The 16,312-nt window shown below is 54.1% G+C and carries 16 protein-coding genes; 11 read left to right on the forward strand and 5 right to left on the reverse strand.

What is annotated here, in order from left to right:
* Positions 1-6: 6 nt before the first annotated feature.
* Entirely contained in the window at positions 7-2,151 is a 2,145-nt protein-coding gene (gene dcp / locus LJN55_RS10965; RefSeq protein WP_227536243.1) for a peptidyl-dipeptidase Dcp, read from the forward strand.
* Positions 2,152-2,195: 44 nt separating this feature from the next.
* On the opposite strand, the gene LJN55_RS10970 is transcribed toward dcp, so the two are convergent.
* The 3 genes from LJN55_RS10970 to bglF form a co-directional block, all read right to left on the reverse strand.
* A complete protein-coding gene (locus LJN55_RS10970) occupies positions 2,196-3,179 on the reverse strand; it encodes a nucleoside hydrolase (RefSeq protein WP_227536244.1) in 984 nt (327 codons plus the stop codon).
* A 98-nt stretch (positions 3,180-3,277) separates the two neighbouring features.
* A complete protein-coding gene (locus LJN55_RS10975) occupies positions 3,278-4,672 on the reverse strand; it encodes a glycoside hydrolase family 1 protein (protein ID WP_133845105.1) in 1,395 nt (464 codons plus the stop codon).
* A 20-nt stretch (positions 4,673-4,692) separates the two neighbouring features.
* A complete protein-coding gene (gene bglF, locus LJN55_RS10980) occupies positions 4,693-6,579 on the reverse strand; it encodes a PTS beta-glucoside transporter subunit IIABC (RefSeq protein ID WP_159337179.1) in 1,887 nt (628 codons plus the stop codon).
* Positions 6,580-6,995: 416 nt separating this feature from the next.
* On the opposite strand from bglF, the gene zntB reads away from it, so the two are divergent.
* The 5 genes from zntB to dbpA all read left to right on the forward strand — a co-directional run bounded on the left by zntB (position 6,996) and on the right by dbpA (position 11,565).
* A complete protein-coding gene (zntB, locus tag LJN55_RS10985; protein ID WP_133845101.1) occupies positions 6,996-7,979 on the forward strand; it encodes a zinc transporter ZntB in 984 nt (327 codons plus the stop codon).
* A gap of 261 nt (positions 7,980-8,240) precedes the next feature.
* Positions 8,241-8,417 (forward strand): hypothetical protein, encoded by a 177-nt coding sequence (locus LJN55_RS10990; protein ID WP_159337177.1) that lies wholly within the window; start codon positions 8,241-8,243, stop codon positions 8,415-8,417.
* A gap of 116 nt (positions 8,418-8,533) precedes the next feature.
* Positions 8,534-9,427, forward strand: a complete 894-nt coding sequence (ttcA, locus tag LJN55_RS10995) for a tRNA 2-thiocytidine(32) synthetase TtcA (protein WP_133845099.1) — start codon at positions 8,534-8,536, stop codon at positions 9,425-9,427.
* 112 nt (positions 9,428-9,539) lie between these two features.
* Positions 9,540-9,665 carry a hypothetical protein gene (locus tag LJN55_RS23910; protein WP_259149943.1) on the forward strand — a complete coding sequence of 42 codons (126 nt, stop codon included), beginning with the start codon at positions 9,540-9,542 and terminating at the stop codon, positions 9,663-9,665.
* A gap of 520 nt (positions 9,666-10,185) precedes the next feature.
* The gene (gene dbpA / locus LJN55_RS11000; protein WP_133845097.1) at positions 10,186-11,565 is read left to right on the forward strand and encodes an ATP-dependent RNA helicase DbpA; all 1,380 of its coding nucleotides are present in this window, start codon (positions 10,186-10,188) and stop codon (positions 11,563-11,565) included.
* Positions 11,566-11,626: 61 nt separating this feature from the next.
* Here dbpA and LJN55_RS11005 read toward each other — a convergent pair whose 3' ends face one another.
* Positions 11,627-11,914: a putative quinol monooxygenase gene (locus LJN55_RS11005; RefSeq protein WP_133845095.1), complete on the reverse strand. Its 288-nt coding sequence runs from the start codon at positions 11,912-11,914 to the stop codon at positions 11,627-11,629.
* A gap of 280 nt (positions 11,915-12,194) precedes the next feature.
* Between LJN55_RS11005 and LJN55_RS11010 the strand changes: the two genes are divergently transcribed.
* From LJN55_RS11010 to yciH, 3 genes are all read left to right on the forward strand, one after another.
* Positions 12,195-12,467 (forward strand): putative hemolysin, encoded by a 273-nt coding sequence (locus LJN55_RS11010; RefSeq protein WP_133845093.1) that lies wholly within the window; start codon positions 12,195-12,197, stop codon positions 12,465-12,467.
* A gap of 276 nt (positions 12,468-12,743) precedes the next feature.
* Positions 12,744-13,460, forward strand: a complete 717-nt coding sequence (gene pyrF, locus LJN55_RS11015) for an orotidine-5'-phosphate decarboxylase (protein WP_133845091.1) — start codon at positions 12,744-12,746, stop codon at positions 13,458-13,460.
* 2 nt (positions 13,461-13,462) lie between these two features.
* A complete protein-coding gene (gene yciH / locus LJN55_RS11020) occupies positions 13,463-13,789 on the forward strand; it encodes a stress response translation initiation inhibitor YciH (protein WP_133845089.1) in 327 nt (108 codons plus the stop codon).
* A 47-nt stretch (positions 13,790-13,836) separates the two neighbouring features.
* Here yciH and osmB read toward each other — a convergent pair whose 3' ends face one another.
* Positions 13,837-14,055 (reverse strand): osmotically-inducible lipoprotein OsmB, encoded by a 219-nt coding sequence (gene osmB, locus LJN55_RS11025; protein WP_133845087.1) that lies wholly within the window; start codon positions 14,053-14,055, stop codon positions 13,837-13,839.
* A 408-nt stretch (positions 14,056-14,463) separates the two neighbouring features.
* Here osmB and araD point away from each other — a divergent pair, with 408 nt between their 5' ends.
* Both araD and LJN55_RS11035 read left to right on the forward strand, forming a co-directional pair.
* Positions 14,464-15,162, forward strand: coding sequence for an L-ribulose-5-phosphate 4-epimerase (gene araD / locus LJN55_RS11030; RefSeq protein ID WP_159337175.1), 699 nt, complete (start codon positions 14,464-14,466; stop codon positions 15,160-15,162).
* A 276-nt stretch (positions 15,163-15,438) separates the two neighbouring features.
* On the forward strand, positions 15,439-16,308 hold the full coding sequence (locus LJN55_RS11035; RefSeq protein ID WP_133845083.1) for a crotonase/enoyl-CoA hydratase family protein: 870 nt from the start codon (positions 15,439-15,441) through the stop codon (positions 16,306-16,308).
* The last annotated feature ends 4 nt before the right edge of the window (positions 16,309-16,312 follow it).

The following is a 16,312-nucleotide window of genomic DNA, read 5'->3' on the forward strand; positions in this document are numbered from 1 at the left end:
AAGGAAATGAGGATCGCACCGTTAGTCTGGGCCATTAGTCTGGCACTGACCGCCAGCGCACAGAGCGCACTGGCGGCAGAGCCGCAAAAGGAGAGTCGTCACATGTCGTCGCAGCACAACAACCCCTTCAGTCAGGCCAGTTCACTGCCTTTCCAGGCACCGCCTTTTGACCGTATCACTATCGATGACTACCGTCCGGCGCTGATAGCGGCGGTAGCGGAAAAGCGCGATGAGATTGCACGCATTGCAGATAATCCCGCCACGCCGACGTTTGAAAATACCTTCCAGGCACTGGAACAGAGTGGGCAACGCCTGCGACGCGTCAACAATGTGTTCAGCGCCATGACCTCGGGAAACACCAGCGATGAACTTCAGGCACTGGATGAGGAGATGTCACCGACGCTGGCCGCACTGGATGATGATATCAAGCTGAACGGTAAGCTGTTTGCCCGGCTGGATGCGGTTTACCAGCAGCGGCAGCAACTGGCGCTGGACCCGGAGTCACTGCGCCTGGTCGAGGTCATCTGGCAGGCGTATGTGCTGGCGGGCGCACGCCTGACGGAGAGCGACAAAACGGCGCTGAAAGCTCTGAATCAGGAGTCAGCCACACTCAGTACGCGCTTTACCAACCGTCTGCTGGCCGCCACCAAAGCGGGAGGCGTGGTATTTGACGATGCGCAGGCACTGGCAGGACTGAGTGATGCAGAAAAGGCGGCGGCGGCGGAAGCAGCAGGGGCGCGCGGATTAAACCATCAGTGGCTGCTGGCTCTGCACAACACCACACAGCAGCCCGATCTGCAAACCCTGACGGATCGCGCTACCCGTGAGACGCTTTTCACCGCCAGCTGGACGCGCACCGAAAAAGGCGATGCCAATGATACCCGCGAGGTGATCGTGCGTCTGGCGCAGGTGCGCGCACAGCAGGCAAAACTGCTGGGTTTTGACAGCTACGCTGCCTGGAAATTACAGGATCAGATGGCGAAAACCCCGCATGCGGCTTTTGACTTTATGCGTCAAATTGTGCCGGCCGCCACTGCGCGGGCGCAGCGTGAAGCGGACGATATTCAGGCAGTCATTGACCAGCAGAAAGGCGGCTTTACTCTGGCCCCCTGGGACTGGCAGTTCTATGCCGGGCAGGTCCGTCGTGCGAAATACGACCTCGATGAAACGCAGATTAAACCGTATTTTGAACTGAACAACGTGCTGGAAAATGGCGTATTTTATGCGGCCACCCAGCTGTACGGCATCACCTTTAAACCGCGCCCGGATATCCCGGTTTATCACCCGGATGTGAAAGTCTATGAAGTGCTGGATAAAGACGGCAGTTCGCTGGCGCTGTTCTACGCCGACTGGTTCAAACGCGACAACAAGGGCGGTGGCGCATGGATGGGCAATTTTGTTGAGCAGTCGACGCTGTTAGGGACAAAACCGGTGATTTACAACGTGGCTAACTACAGCAAGCCCGTAGTCGGGCAGCCTGCGCTGTTGTCATGGGATGATGTGATCACCATGTTCCACGAGTTCGGCCATGCGCTGCACGGCATGTTTGCTGAACAGCGCTACCCGAGCCTCTCCGGTACCGAAACGCCACGAGATTTTGTCGAGTTCCCGTCGCAGTTTAACGAGCACTGGGCCAGCAACACTCAGGTTTTTAACCACTTTGCCCGTCATTACCAGAGCGGGGAGCCGATGCCTGCGGCATTGCGTGAAAAGATGCTGCGCGCCAGCACCTTTAATAAAGGTTATGACATGAGTGAACTGCTGGCTGCCGCGCTGCTGGACCTGCACTGGCACAGCCTGAGTAACGGGCAGCCCTTGCAACAGGCCGATCGCTTTGAACAGGCGGCGCTGGAGAAAGAACATATCCATCTGGCTGCCGTACCGCCGCGCTACCGTTCCAGTTATTTCCAGCATATCTGGGGCAATGGTTATGCCGCCGGCTATTACGCCTATCTGTGGACCGAAATGCTGGCCGATGATGGATTTGCCTGGTTTGAAGAGCACGGCGGGCTGACGCGGGAAAATGGTCAGCGTTTTCGCGATAATGTGCTGTCGCGCGGTAACAGTGAAGACCTCAAGCAGCTCTATCATGACTGGCGGGGACAGGAACCGGCCATTGAACCGATGCTGCATCACCGTGGGTTGAAATAACGTTATCTAAAACGGGCAGGCCGGTAAAGGCCTGCCCCTGACGCTTACTGACCGTAGGCCAGCTGTAATTTGGCGTAAAAATCTTCCAGCACAAAGCGCGCATCAATTGCGTTATAGACACGAATTTCGCGATGGCTTTCATCGATACTGTATGTCAGATCATCATTCAGCTTCGGTGCTTTCACCATCGTATAGTGATACTCGTGATCGTCCAGCAGCAGGGCAATCGCCGGGTTGTCGCCCAGCACCCAGACCTCACTTTTTGGCCAGGGAATGCCTTTCAGATTAGCCGATGCCCAGTCGTTAAATTCCAGCATCTGCTGCCAGAGATACTCCCCGGTTTTCCCCTGCGGTTTGACTTTCACGGCCAGCTCGGCCAGTGACACACGCATCGACATATAAACGTTGTGCGGTACCTGCCACAGCGCGGCTTTTGATGCGAACAGAATGCGTCCGGCCTGCGGGTCGTTATACAGGTTGTATTCCCAGCCGCCTTTTGGATACGGATTGCCGCCAATCCATACCACGGTTAAGCGACTGGCAATCTCAGGCCGCGCCTGCAAGGCCAGCGCCACATCGGTGGCCGGGCCGAGCACCAGCACAAACAGCGGGCGTGTGTCGTTGCTCAACGCTTCCCGAATAATGCCCTCAGCACCTTCACTTAGCGGCTGGGTCTGTTGATTGATTTCATGCTGTGCACCGTGCCAGACCGGGGTGGAGGCTTGCATCAGCGAGGTCAGATGCTGCAACTCCTGATAGCTTTTCGGTTCGGTCGGGTCAAATTTCTTCATCATTTTTGCCGTGCGTTGGTAGTGGGCAGCAATCAGCCCGCGCACATCAAAGGTCGGTGTCAGCAGGGCGTGTGCCACGGCAAAGTCATCATCCGCTTCATTTTTGGCGTCGCTGCTGATAATCACCCGTACCTGTTTCGCCACATCGGGTTTGAAAGGCAGTGGATGCCCGGGCGTGGTGGCCAGCAGCGGGGCAGAAAACGACAATGCCAGCACCATCAATAACGGTTTGAACATGATCTCTCCAGAGGATGTCACATAAAACAACGCCCTGCGCGATAGCGCGCATCGTCACAGGGCGTGGAGTAAAGGGCAGCCAGGCTGCCCGGGGGGGATTACTTCAGTGATTCGCCGTGCGTTTTAATCACGTTCTGATACCAGAAGAAACTCTTCTTACGGCTGCGGGCGAGGGTGCCGTTGCCCTGATCGTCACGATCAACGTAGATGAAGCCGTAACGTTTGGAGAACTCCGCTTTTGACGCACTCACCAGGTCAATCGGGCCCCAGCAGGTGTAACCGAGCACTTCAACGCCATCGTCAATCGCTTCACGCACCTGCACAAGGTGGTCGTTCAGGTAGGCGATACGATAGTCATCATTAATGGATCCGTCGGCTTCCACGGTATCGCGTGCACCCAGACCGTTTTCCACAATAAACAGCGGCTTCTGATAACGATCGTACAGCTCGTTCATCAGATAACGCAGCCCTTCAGGGTCGATCTGCCAGCCCCACTCAGAGCTTGCCAGATGCGGGTTAGGCACCATATTGAGAATATTGGCGCGGGCTTTGTTGTTTTGCTCTTCGTTGGTGGTCACGCACCCGGTCATGTAATAGCTGAACGAGATAAAATCGATAGGTTCGCGCAGATCCTGCTTGTCCTGTTCGGTGATCTCAAGTGTGATGCCATTCTCTTTAAAGTAGCGCGTCATGTAGGCCGGGTAGTATCCACGCGTCTGCACATCACCAAAGAACAGCCAGTCGCGGTTCTGCTTCTGGGTTTCAAGCAGGTCAGCAGGCAGCGGGCTGAGGGGGTACAGCATGGCACCCAGCAGCATATTGCCGATTTTGGCATCCGGGATGATCTGGTGGCAGGCTTTCACCGCACGAGCACTGCCGACCAGTTGATGGTGGATGGCCTGATACACGGCCTGCTTATCACTCTCTTCCGGCAGGCCTACGCCAGTGAAAGGCGCATGCAATGACATATTAATTTCGTTGAAAGTCAGCCAGTGCTTGACCTTATCTTTATAGCGAGCGAACACCGTTTCGGCATAGTTCACGAAGCAGTCGATGGTTTTACGGTTGCCCCAGCCGCCATACTTTTTAATTAAACCGTAAGGCATTTCATAATGGGAAAGGGTGACCAGCGGGGCGATATTGTATTTCGCCATCTCGTCGAACAGACGATCGTAGAACGCCAGGCCTGCTTCGTTCGGCTGTGTTTCATCCCCTTCCGGGAAGATGCGCGTCCAGGCAATTGAGGTACGCAGAACCGTAAAGCCCATTTCGGCAAACAGCTTAATGTCTTCCGGGTAGCGGTGATAGAAATCAATGGCCACATCCTTGATACCAAAATCACCTTCCTGACGTTCCACACGCTCACCAAAAATGCCGTGTGGCTGTAAATCCGAGGTGGAAATGCCTTTACCCTCGGTCTGCCATGCGCCTTCGACCTGGTTTGCGGCGACGGCGCCGCCCCAGAGGAAATGTTGTGGGAAACGTTGTGTCATGTTGATCTCCTTATGAAAGATTATTTAATCAGCGTCAGCAGTGGCTCACCTGCGGCCACCTCGCGTTGCTGGCTGGCAGCCAGCACGTCGATATAGTCATCGCTGTTACTGATTAGCACCGGAGTGGTGAGGTCATATCCCGCCGCACGAATCGCCGGGATATCGAATTCCAGCAGCAGGTCACCGACACGTACTTTGTCGTCCTGGCTGACATGAGCAGTAAAATGCAGTCCATCAAGTTTTACGGTATCAATGCCCACGTGGATCAGCACTTCTGAACCGTCTTCTGCTTCCAGGCCAATAGCGTGGCGGGTGCGGAACAGCGAGGCAACGGTGCCGTTAACCGGCGAGACTACCCGGCCAACACTGGGCTGAATACCGATGCCTTTGCCCAGCAGACCGCTGGCAAAGGTCTCATCCGGCACCTGGTCCAGCGCAACGACAGCACCGCTCATTGGGCTGACCAGCGTCTCTTTATGCAGCAGGTCAGGATTGACGACCGCCATCGGGGCAGCGGGTGCCGCTTCTTCTTTTGCTGCTGCTTTCACCGCAGGCAGACCGAACAGCGAAGTGGTTATGGCGGCAAAAATAAAGGCAATCAACGCCCCGGCAATCGCGGCAACCACGCTGGCATCAAAGCCAGTTTTTGGTACCACCTGGCTGAAGGTAAACACTGACGGTAAACCAAAGGAGTAGCTGGTGGTGTGATAGAAACCGAGCACCGCAGCACCCAATGCACCGCCAATACAACCGAAGATAAACGGACGGCGGTTCGGCAGCGTGACGCCGTAGACCGCAGGCTCAGTGATACCAAACAGGCTGGCACTGAAGGCCGACGCAGCAATCCCTTTGAGTTTTACGTCACGGGTACGCAGCAGCACGCCCAGCGTTGCCCCGGCCTGGCCGAGAACGGCAGGCATCAGCAGCGGGAGCAGGGTGTCCGCGCCATGTACCGCGAGGTTGTTCAGCATGATAGGGACAAGGCCCCAGTGCAGACCGAAGATCACGCAGACCTGCCAGAATGCGCCCATAAAGGCACCTGCAAAGGTCGGGCTGAAGCTGTAGGCATGAAGGTAGCCCGCTGCCAGCAGTTCACTGACCCAGGTGGCGACCGGGCCAATCAGCATAAAGGTGACCGGAACCACAATGGCCAGACAGATCAGCGGGGTGGTGAAGTTACGAACCGCGCCCGGCAGGCGGTTGTGCACCGCGCGCTCAATCAGGCAGGAGAACCAGGCCGCGAAGATAATCGGGATCACGGATGAGCTGTAGTTAATCAGGATCATCGGAATGCCGAAGAAGTGCAGCGGCGGGCTACCCGCCTGTGAAGCCGTAAAGGCCGCCATCATCATCGGGTGGACCAACGCCGCACCGATAATCATTGTCGTAAAGGCGTTACCGCCAAATTTTTTGCCCGCACTGAAGCCCAGCAAAATCGGCAGGAAGTAGAAGACGGCATCACCGGCCGCAGAGAGCGTAATGTAGGTGCCGGTGGTTTCCGTGGTCAGGCCGCAGGCCAGCGCCAGAGAGAGCAATCCCTTAAGAATACCGGAGGCGGCCATGATGCCGACAAACGGGGTGAAAATACCGGAAACAATGTCAATAAAGCGGGCAAACAACGAACCTTTATCCTCGTCCGCGTTATTGCTGCTGTCGTCTGCCAATCCCGCTGTGGTGAGCAGGTCCTGATAGACCTCGCTGACGTGGTTACCAATCACCACCTGATACTGACCCCCGCTTTCCACCACCATAATCACGCCAGCGTTGGCCTTCAGCGTTGCGGTGTCGGCTTTACGGCTGTCTTTAAGTTTGAAACGCAGACGCGTAGCGCAATGCATCACCGAATTGATGTTCTCTTTGCCGCCTACACCTTGCAGGATCTCTTCTGATAAAACCTGGTACTTCATCTTATGCTCCTGGTTTCGACATCTGTAACCTTCATATTTCACGGTGCAGGTGTGTGGGCTGCCTTCCTGCACCTTGAATTATGTTGGGTCTATGTTTTCGGGCCGTTGCTGAATTCAGGCCAAAAAAAAACCTAAACTGCTTCAACATCGCCGAATGGGCGTGAAAAGCAGTTTAGGTTTTGCCTGAAAATCAGTAGCAATCCTGTTTTTGTTGCAGCGATATTTCCTTACTCGCTGAGGGTTAGCAATAGGCAGGGGATAGAATAAGTGGTTTTCGTGACCGGGATCGACTTTTATCCCGCGCTTTGTTTGCAGATTGTCACGATTATTAACGTTCAGGAAGTGGGTCAGATTAGGCAACCGCTTCAGCACAGGCTAGACTGTATCGCATTGATTATGTTGAGGGCGACGCAAACGTGGATGTTATTGCTGGTAAATCATTGCAGGTGTCTGACGCGATTATTTCCTGTCAGTTAGATGGAAAGGGCGGGTTAATCCCGATCGACGACAGCGATGTGCTGACGTGTGACAAGCCGTGCTGGCTGCACCTGAATTATACCCACCGTGAGAGCGCAGACTGGCTGGTGTCGACCCCGCTGCTGCCTGACGCGGTTCGTGATGCGCTGGGCGGCGACAGTATGCGTCCACGCGTTAACCGGCTGGGTGATGGCACCATGATCACCCTGCGTAGCATCAATCTCAACAGCGAATCACGCCCGGAACAACTGGTAGTGATCCGCGTTTTTATCAACGAGAAGCTGATTGTTTCAACCCGGCAGCGCAAAGTCTTTGCCATCGATGAAGTACTGACCGACCTGAAAAATGGCAATGGCCCGGTGGACGGTGGCAGCTGGCTGGTGGATGTCTGCGATGCGCTTACCGATCACACCAGCGAGTTTATTGAAGAGTTGCACGATAAGATCATCGACCTGGAAGATGCGGTGGTTGATCAACAGGTGCCGCCACGCGGTGAGCTGGCATTGATTCGTAAGCAACTGATTATCATGCGGCGCTACATGGCACCGCAGCGCGATGTCTTTTCACGTATTGCCAGTGAACGTCTTCCCTGGATGAGCGATGACGATCGTCGTCGTATGCAGGATATTTCTGACCGCTTAGGGCGGGGGCTGGACGACCTTGATGCCAGCGTGGCACGTACTGGCGTGCTGGCGGATGAGATCAGCACGGTGATGGCAGAAGCGATGAACCGCCGCACTTATACCATGTCGCTGCTGGCAATGGTTTTCCTGCCGACGACCTTCCTGACGGGATTGTTTGGCGTCAATCTGGGTGGGATACCGGGGGGGGAATGGCATTATGGTTTTGCGACCTTCTGCCTGCTGTTGACGCTTCTGGTTATCGGGGTTGCCTGGTGGTTACGGAAACGTAAATGGTTGTGATAAATGATAATTATTGCGGAAGAGACGCAATAAACGGCCCGAAAGCTGATCGACATCAATAAATCCCCCCGTGGTTCAGGGCAAACTCTTTCCCGCAGGTGAATGCAACGTCAAGCGATGGGCGTTGCGCTCCATATTGTCTTACTTCCTTTTTTGAATTAATGCATAGCACATTTGATTCGTACGACGCCGGCTATCCGCCGGCTTTTTTTTTGCGCGTTTGCCAGCGCGGTCAGATGTCCTACGCTTAAGGTTCATGCAATGTTTGAGGAGGAAGGTATGCCTGTTGACCGTATTATGGCGATTCGCTCATCTGAACCACTCAGCGACCCGGCGCCCGTTCCTGGTCCCATTCCCACACCACAGCCGTTACCCGATCCACCGCCGATTGACCCCGACCCGATTATTGATCCGCCACCGCATGTGCATCTTCAATAAAATCTCTGGTCAGGAAAAATTGATGGCAGGGCCCTGGGAAACTTCCGTATAATATCCCTTTAAAGAGTCAGCTGATATACATCGCTATAAAGCTCCCAGGGCCCAGAGAAGTATTTATGAATCAAGTGGATGTAAGAAAAGAAACCCTGGAGATTAATAAACTCCAGAAACGCCTCAGAAGAAATGTTGGCACTGCCATTACCGATTACAACATGATTGAAGACAACGATGTGGTAATGGTCTGCATGAGCGGGGGCAAAGATTCATTCGCCATGCTGGATATTCTTCTCGGCCTGCAAAAGGTGGCACCGATCAAATTTGAGATTATTGCCGTCAATCTGGACCAGAAGCAGCCAGGGTTTCCTGAACACATTCTGCCCGCCTATCTCGATAGCTTAAATATCCCTTATTACATTGTGGATAAAGACACTTATTCAGTGGTTAAAGAGAAAGTCCCGGAAGGAAAAACGACCTGTGGCTTATGTTCGCGCCTGCGTCGCGGCACGCTTTATTCCTTTGCCGAGAAGATTGGCGCAACGAAAATCGCGCTGGGCCACCATATGGATGACATCGTTGAGACGTTGTTCCTTAATATGTTCCATGGTGCAAAAATGAAGGCGATGCCCCCTAAGCTGCGTTCTGATGACGGGCGTAACGTGGTTATCAGGCCGTTGACGTACTGCCGGGAAAAAGATCTGATCGCCTGGGCAGAATATAAAGCATTCCCGATCATCCCCTGTAATCTGTGCGGTTCGCAGGAAAATCTCCAGCGTCAGGCCATCAAGGCGATGCTGATGGAGTGGGATAAAAAGACGCCGGGCCGTGTCGACAGCGTTTTCAAGTCCATCCAGAATATCAGTCCAAGCCAGTTAGCGGACAAGAACCTGTTCGATTTTGAGGCGTTACCTCTGGATCGTAGCGGTGACAGAGCGGAATATGCCTTTACCGAGGCCACCGTTTCGTCAACCAACATTGATAAATCGCTCTATATTGACGTTGCCAATCTCTGATTCTGACACAGGCAACACCTGCCTGCGCCGATGCCCCTGACATGACTTAGGAAGAGTGAAAGATGGGGCGTCATCAACTACGCTTAGTGTAAACAAGCGAGAGGAGGGCGTAATGTCGAAAGAAAAACCAAAACCCGATCAACATCCGGCCAAAGATAATCCTAACGAGCATGGTGAGATCCCACGTACACGCGACGACAGTGATGATGACAAAAAAGATCCTTATCAAGATCAATAGCCTGGTTCGACTGTCGCCCCGTTATCAGGGGCGGCAGATAGCCTCACATCACTAAGAATAATCTGGATTTCCTAAAGCCCCTTAAGTTTTCGCTTTTCCCGCCGTTAATTCCTTCAGTATTTACATCAAATTTTTATTGCTCATTTTCCCCCCTGTTTTGCTCAGGGCCGGTTCCTGGCGCGGGTATCCTCATAATAAACAGGCGACACCCGGGGCCTGGCTTGACTATAATGACCACCGAGAATTTCGGATTAATCCCACCTTTTACCCGTGTGGTGGCGTTAAGATCGAAAGTAAGGAGAAGGAATATCTATGAAATGGACCCGGAGAAATACCTGGATTGCGATGGTGGCGGCCTGCCTGATTTTCTGGCTGTTAATCGCGTTGGTTTTATCTTAGTCAGACGACACAACACACAGCGCTGCGTGGCATGATCGCCAGCGCTTTTCTCCCCGCCCCCGGTGGTTTTCTGCTACACTCTGCGCCAATAATCCTGTCCGTTTTACCAGAGAACTCTTCCGTGACTGCTTTTTCTACCCTGACACAACTCCCTGCCAGCCAGATCGAAAACCTGAATGAACTCGGCTACCTTGACATGACGCCGGTTCAGGCGGAATCGCTGCCTGCTATTCTTGAAGGGCGGGATGTTCGCGCTCAGGCAAAAACGGGCAGTGGCAAAACAGCTGCTTTTGGTCTGGGTGTGATGCATCGCGTGGATGCCAGCCAGTACGTTACCCAGGCGCTTGTGCTGTGCCCAACGCGCGAGCTGGCAGACCAGGTTGCCAAAGAACTGCGCCGTCTGGCGCGTTTCACCGCCAACATTAAAATTCTCACCCTGTGTGGCGGGCAACCGCTGAGCGCACAGCGTGATTCACTGGTGCATGCGCCGCAAATCGTGGTGGGCACGCCGGGCCGTATTCTTGATCATCTGAAACGCGAAACCCTGAAGCTGGACGGGATCAATACGCTGGTGCTGGATGAAGCAGACCGTATGCTGGAGATGGGTTTCCGCGAAGACATCGACAGTATTATTCGCCACTGTCCACCAACACGTCAGACGCTGCTGTTCTCGGCCACCTGGCCGCAGGGCATCGCTCAGATCAGCCAAAGTATTCAGCGTGACCCGCTGACGGTGGAAACGGGCGATGTGTCCGATCTGCCGAAGATTGAACAGACATTCTACGAAGCTGGTCCACGTGAGAAACTGACGGCGCTGATTGGCCTGCTCAGCGAGCGCCAGCCGTCATCCTGCGTGGTGTTCTGCAACACCAAACGTGAATGCGATGACATTGCCTATGCGCTGACAGCCGGTAACATCAGTGCGCTGGCATTGCATGGTGATCTTGAGCAGCGTGACCGTGACCAGGTGCTGATTCGTTTCGCGAACGGCAGCTGCCGTGTGCTGGTGGCGACCGATGTTGCCGCCCGTGGTCTGGATATCAAATCGCTGGCGATGGTGGTTAACTATCAGCTGTCGTTTGATCCTGAAGTCCATGTTCACCGCATCGGCCGTACGGCCCGAGCCGGAGAGGAGGGCTGTGCTGTCAGCTTCGTGGCGCAGGATGAGATGATCCGTGCGCATGCGCTGGAAGATTATCTGCAACAGAAACTGGCCTGGCGCAATGTGTCCGAGCTGAAATCTGTTGCCGCGAAGCCATTACCGGCAGAGATGGTAACCGTGAGTCTGGACGGCGGGCGTAAAGCAAAGATCCGCCCGGGCGATATTCTCGGGGCATTGACGGGTGACGGTGGACTGACCGGCGATCAGGTCGGGAAAATTGATATTGGTCCAACGCAGGCGTACGTTGCTATCCGCCAGACGCAGGCGCGTCAGGTGATGGGGCAACTGAAAGACGTGAAGATCAAAGGGAAGTCGTGCCGGGCACGTTTAGTGAAATAACGATTCTCATCTCTGATGTAGGGGCTGGCCTTCTGTTTCGGTCAGCCCGCTAAAACACCCTTTAGATCTTCGTAATCACCGGGGGTTCTGCCAGCAGACCTTCAACGCCCGCCAGCAGCGCTTTAAAGTGGGGCTGTGTTTCATGCAGTTCGATAGCCGCCGCGCTTTTCCAGGTTTCGTGGAACAGGAACAGATCGCTGTTCTCGACGCTGCGATACAGATCGTAATGTACGTTTCCTTCCTCAAGACGGCTCGGCGCCACACAGCGGTTCAGCACTTCATACAGCGCATTGCCTTTCCCTGTCGCAGCAGCAAAAGTAGCAACGATCAAAATCGGTGTATCAGACATCTGTCTCTCCTTTAGAAACGTCAAACGACGGCGTTGATAACGGAATGCCATCCCGCCGCCAGAATTTAACAGCCTGTAAGCCTGGCATGATTACCCCCATTTGACATGATCTTTTCAGGCTGCATTGCATTTCGCCCGACTCGACAATAAATTAAGACGTTGCGCTATTGATATTTCCAGTGGAATGATTTTGTAAGAATCCGTGACAGCTATCGACCTGATGCGCAACGTAGCTTATGCTGGCAAACGCATTCCAGCCTACATCCCGGAGCCTGACCTCATGAAAGCAGCGACATTTTTGCTGGCGGCAGCCACGTTATTCCTGTCAGCCTGTAGTAGCGACAGTGATAATGAGCCACCGCAACAGGCCACGGCAGCCCATGTCCCGGCCCGGGTAGTGATGGCCGACATGGCTGAAAGCGCCTGTTCCAACGCGGGAGGCACGCTGGCGTTATCGCGTCAGCTGGACGGCAGCTCAGTAGGTATGTGCCAGATGGCCAATGGCCGTCGCTGTGGTGAAAGTGCGTTGATGAATGGAAGCTGTGCACGCTAAGTCAGCCGTGTGTTTCCACTACCCTCGTCAGTTTACATGCATGCAGTTGATGAACCCGAGAGTCAGGGTTTAGCGGCCTGAAACTGACGATGTTGTTTTTTTACCCCTGTAACTTCTGACCTTGCACCGCCTCCTGGCCCCATCTTGCCGTAACGCCCCCTCTGCCGATCACAATAATTCCTCATAGCTTAACTGTGCATTTGCCCGCGTCGCAGGTAGAATGCATGCCGTTTATCGTTTGCGCCATGCGGTGCTCCACTCAAAGAGGGTAAATCCATGCTTTCACCTCAGGTTACCGGTTCACCGATTGTGGTGGCGTTAGATTATGCGGACCGCAATCGCGCTCTGGCGTTTATCGATCAGATTGAACCGGGCAGTTGTCGCCTTAAAGTCGGCAAAGAGATGTTTACCCTGTTTGGCCCACAGTGGGTGCGCGATCTGCAACAGCGCGGATTTGACGTTTTCCTCGACCTGAAATTCCATGATATCCCTAATACAACTGCCCATGCGGTGGCGGCGGCGGCTGACCTCGGCGTATGGATGGTGAATGTCCATGCCAGCGGCGGTGCGCGGATGATGAGCGCTGCGCGTGAAGCGTTGCTGCCATTTGGTAACGATGCGCCTCTGCTGATTGCGGTCACGGTGCTGACCAGCATGGATGCCGATGATTTACGCGGCCTGGGGATTGAACTCTCCCCGGCAGAGCAGGCCGAGCGTCTGGCACGTCTGACACATCAGTGTGGTCTGGACGGAGTGGTCTGTTCCGCGCAGGAAGCCCGTCATTTCAAGCAGGCGATAGGCCAGGACTTCCGTCTGGTGACACCGGGGATTCGCCCGGCAGGCAGCGATGTTGGCGATCAGCGCCGCATCATGACGCCACAGGAAGCGAAGCAAGCCGGGGTGGATTATATGGTGATCGGGCGTCCGATTACCCAATCAGCCGATCCGGCGGCAACGCTGCGTGACATCCTTCGTTCCCTGCAAGAGGCATAATCATGGCCGATGACAACAGCCGCCTGGTGTATTCCACGGAAACCGGGCGCATTGATGAGCCCAAAACGACTGTGCAGCGTCCGAAAGGTGATGGCATTGTTCGCATTCAGCGGCAGACCAGCGGGCGTAAAGGCAAAGGGGTTTGTCTGATTAGCGGTATCGATCTGGATGATGCCGGACTGAACAAGCTGACGGCCGAACTGAAGAAAAAATGTGGCTGCGGCGGGGCGTTAAAAGACGGGGTGATTGAGATTCAGGGCGATAAACGCGATCTGTTAAAAACCCTGCTCGAAGCGAAAGGCTTTAAGGTCAAACTGGCCGGAGGCTGACCAATAACAGGGGCCTGAACAACGTCAGGCCCCCAACAAGCTGCTTTTTATTTGTCGATCTGATGTCCGATGATCCCGCCAACTGCGGCGCCACCCACGGTGCCTAAACCACTTCCATTTGTCAGAATAGAACCGCCAATTGCGCCAGCACCTGCGCCGATGGCCGTGTTTCGATCGCGTTTAGACCAGTTTGAGCAAGCGCTCAGAGAAAGAACTAAGGTTGCGGCCAGCACGGCGGCGGTGATGCGTTTTGCAGTGATAGACATAATGACTCTCCTTAAAGAACAGCGACGAGATACCTCTACAGTATAGAGGACGCTCTGTAATCCCGACCCGATTCCATCGTTTTTTCAAGTGACTTCTGTCACTGAACAGGCAAAAAGCAGTATAAAAAATCGCCTTCAGGATTTAGGGCTGAATCCGGGGTCGGCAACGGTACATCTGGATGGTTAGACATCTTACTATCACCCAGGTTAATTTCTGTGAACTATTTTGAATTATTACCGGATATTTTAACAGGTAAAAACTCTTAATTTCCCTTGTGTCTTAAGCGAGTGTGATCACTCAAAACCACGGGAACAGTCGGATTCTGCCGTTGATACAGCAGATGCCTCCATACCCCGATCATCAAGTGGCGCTGACAATAAATCAGCAGCCATAACGGGGACAACAACATGCTGGAACAACTGAAGCAGCAAGTACTGGAAGCAAATCTGGCGTTACCGCGCTACGGACTGGTGACGTTCACCTGGGGAAACGTCAGTGCTATCGATCGCCAGCAGGGGCTGATGGTGATAAAGCCTTCAGGTGTCAGTTATGACGACATGAAGCGGGACGACATGGTCGTCGTGGCGCTGGCGTCCGGGGAAGTGATAGAAGGGGACAAACGTCCTTCATCGGATACGGACACTCACCGTGCACTCTATCTTGCCTGGCCTGATATTGGCGGCATCGTCCATACTCACTCGCGCCATGCCACCATCTGGGCGCAGGCAGGAAAAGATATTCCCGCCTGGGGCACAACGCACGCGGATGATTTCTATGGTGCCATTCCCTGCACGCGCCAGATGCGCGATGAGGAGATCCTTGAACGCTACGAGTGGCAAACCGGGCAGGTAATCATTGAAACGCTGCAACAGCGCAATATTGACCCACTGGCGATCCCAGCCGTGCTGGTGAACTCGCACGGGCCGTTTGCGTGGGGCCGCAGCGCGGAGGATGCGGTCCACAGTGCCGTTGTACTGGAAGAAGTGGCTTACATGGGCATTTTCAGTCAGCAATTGACGCCGCAGCTGCCGGCAGTGCAGCAGGTATTACTGGATAAACACTATCTGCGAAAACATGGCAAAAATGCCTATTACGGGCAGAAATAGCCGCTAACATCATCAGCTGGCGTCGGGTTATAACGGCGCCAAATTAAGATTATCCTTATCTATTGTTCGACCACGCTTGAGTATTTCATCCTTATCCTGCCGCAAGTCTCTCCTGTTATCCCGTCAATTCAGCGGTTCTGATTGCATTTCGTCGTGCACATATGGCGTGAGGAATTTCTTTATTTTATCTTAAAAATCAAACACCCATTTAGCATGATGACACTCTGGATTAGGCTGGAGCTGCGAAGAACGCATAATGAAACAGAGGATAATGCTATGACCGTTATAAATCAGACTACTTGCCGCTTGTTCAACGAAGCTGGACAAATGACGCAGCTCTCTGCCTACTATGAAGAAGAACGTCGCACCATGTGGATGATGCTGCGCGCCCAACCTCGCCCAAGTTTTAATCATCAGCTGATCGAGGAGATCATGAACCTCAGCTACGCTGCTCAGCGTTCCGGTTTGAAGATTGATTTTTGGGTCACGGGTTCGCTGGTACCGACCATGTTTAATGCCGGCGGCGATCTGCGTTTCTTTGTCGAAACGATTAAAAATGGCCGCCGCGAAGCCCTGCGTGCCTATGCCCGTGCCTGCGTGGACTGCATTCATGCGGCGGCGCGTGGCTTCGACACGGGTGCTGTTACCATCGCGATGGTGGAAGGGAGCGCGCTGGGCGGTGGATTTGAAGCCGCGCTGGCGCATCACTTCATCCTGGCACAAAATACCGCCCGTATGGGGTTCCCGGAAATTGCCTTTAACCTGTTCCCTGGCATGGGCGGTTACTCACTGGTGGCACGCCGTTCCGGGATGAAACTGGCCGAAGAGTTGATCTGTGAAGGGGAGTCGCATACTGCAGAATGGTTTGAAACGCGCGGCCTGGTGGATCGCCTGTTCCAGCCGGGAGAGGGCTATCGCTGCACGCGTACGTTTATTGATACGCTGCAACCGAAGCTGAACGGTGTCAGAGCGATGCTGAAAGCCCGTCAGCGGGTGCTTCAGCTGACGCGTGCAGAACTGATGGATATTACGGAAGACTGGGTTGATTTTGCCTTTACTATGGAGCCGAAAGATATCGCCTATATGGAGCGTTTAGTCCAGTTGCAAAACCGCCACAGTGCGCAGTCATTGCTGAAAGCGGGCTAATTTA

Origin of the sequence: Erwinia rhapontici (assembly GCF_020683125.1) — a bacterium.
Classification (GTDB): domain Bacteria; phylum Pseudomonadota; class Gammaproteobacteria; order Enterobacterales; family Enterobacteriaceae; genus Erwinia; species Erwinia rhapontici.

What these genes read in the sequence shown, in the direction of transcription:
- dcp (WP_227536243.1), top strand. Translation starts at nt 7, where the DNA reads ATGAGGATCGCACCGTTAGTCTGGGCCATTAGTCTGGCACTGACCGCC.
- LJN55_RS10970 (WP_227536244.1), bottom strand. Translation starts at nt 3,179, where the DNA reads ATGTTCAAACCGTTATTGATGGTGCTGGCATTGTCGTTTTCTGCCCCG.
- LJN55_RS10975 (WP_133845105.1), bottom strand. Translation starts at nt 4,672, where the DNA reads ATGACACAACGTTTCCCACAACATTTCCTCTGGGGCGGCGCCGTCGCC.
- bglF (WP_159337179.1), bottom strand. Translation starts at nt 6,579, where the DNA reads ATGAAGTACCAGGTTTTATCAGAAGAGATCCTGCAAGGTGTAGGCGGC.
- LJN55_RS10990 (WP_159337177.1), top strand. Translation starts at nt 8,241, where the DNA reads ATGTTTGAGGAGGAAGGTATGCCTGTTGACCGTATTATGGCGATTCGC.
- ttcA (WP_133845099.1), top strand. Translation starts at nt 8,534, where the DNA reads ATGAATCAAGTGGATGTAAGAAAAGAAACCCTGGAGATTAATAAACTC.
- LJN55_RS23910 (WP_259149943.1), top strand. Translation starts at nt 9,540, where the DNA reads ATGTCGAAAGAAAAACCAAAACCCGATCAACATCCGGCCAAAGATAAT.
- LJN55_RS11005 (WP_133845095.1), bottom strand. Translation starts at nt 11,914, where the DNA reads ATGTCTGATACACCGATTTTGATCGTTGCTACTTTTGCTGCTGCGACA.
- LJN55_RS11010 (WP_133845093.1), top strand. Translation starts at nt 12,195, where the DNA reads ATGAAAGCAGCGACATTTTTGCTGGCGGCAGCCACGTTATTCCTGTCA.
- pyrF (WP_133845091.1), top strand. Translation starts at nt 12,744, where the DNA reads ATGCTTTCACCTCAGGTTACCGGTTCACCGATTGTGGTGGCGTTAGAT.
- yciH (WP_133845089.1), top strand. Translation starts at nt 13,463, where the DNA reads ATGGCCGATGACAACAGCCGCCTGGTGTATTCCACGGAAACCGGGCGC.
- osmB (WP_133845087.1), bottom strand. Translation starts at nt 14,055, where the DNA reads ATGTCTATCACTGCAAAACGCATCACCGCCGCCGTGCTGGCCGCAACC.
- araD (WP_159337175.1), top strand. Translation starts at nt 14,464, where the DNA reads ATGCTGGAACAACTGAAGCAGCAAGTACTGGAAGCAAATCTGGCGTTA.
- LJN55_RS11035 (WP_133845083.1), top strand. Translation starts at nt 15,439, where the DNA reads ATGACCGTTATAAATCAGACTACTTGCCGCTTGTTCAACGAAGCTGGA.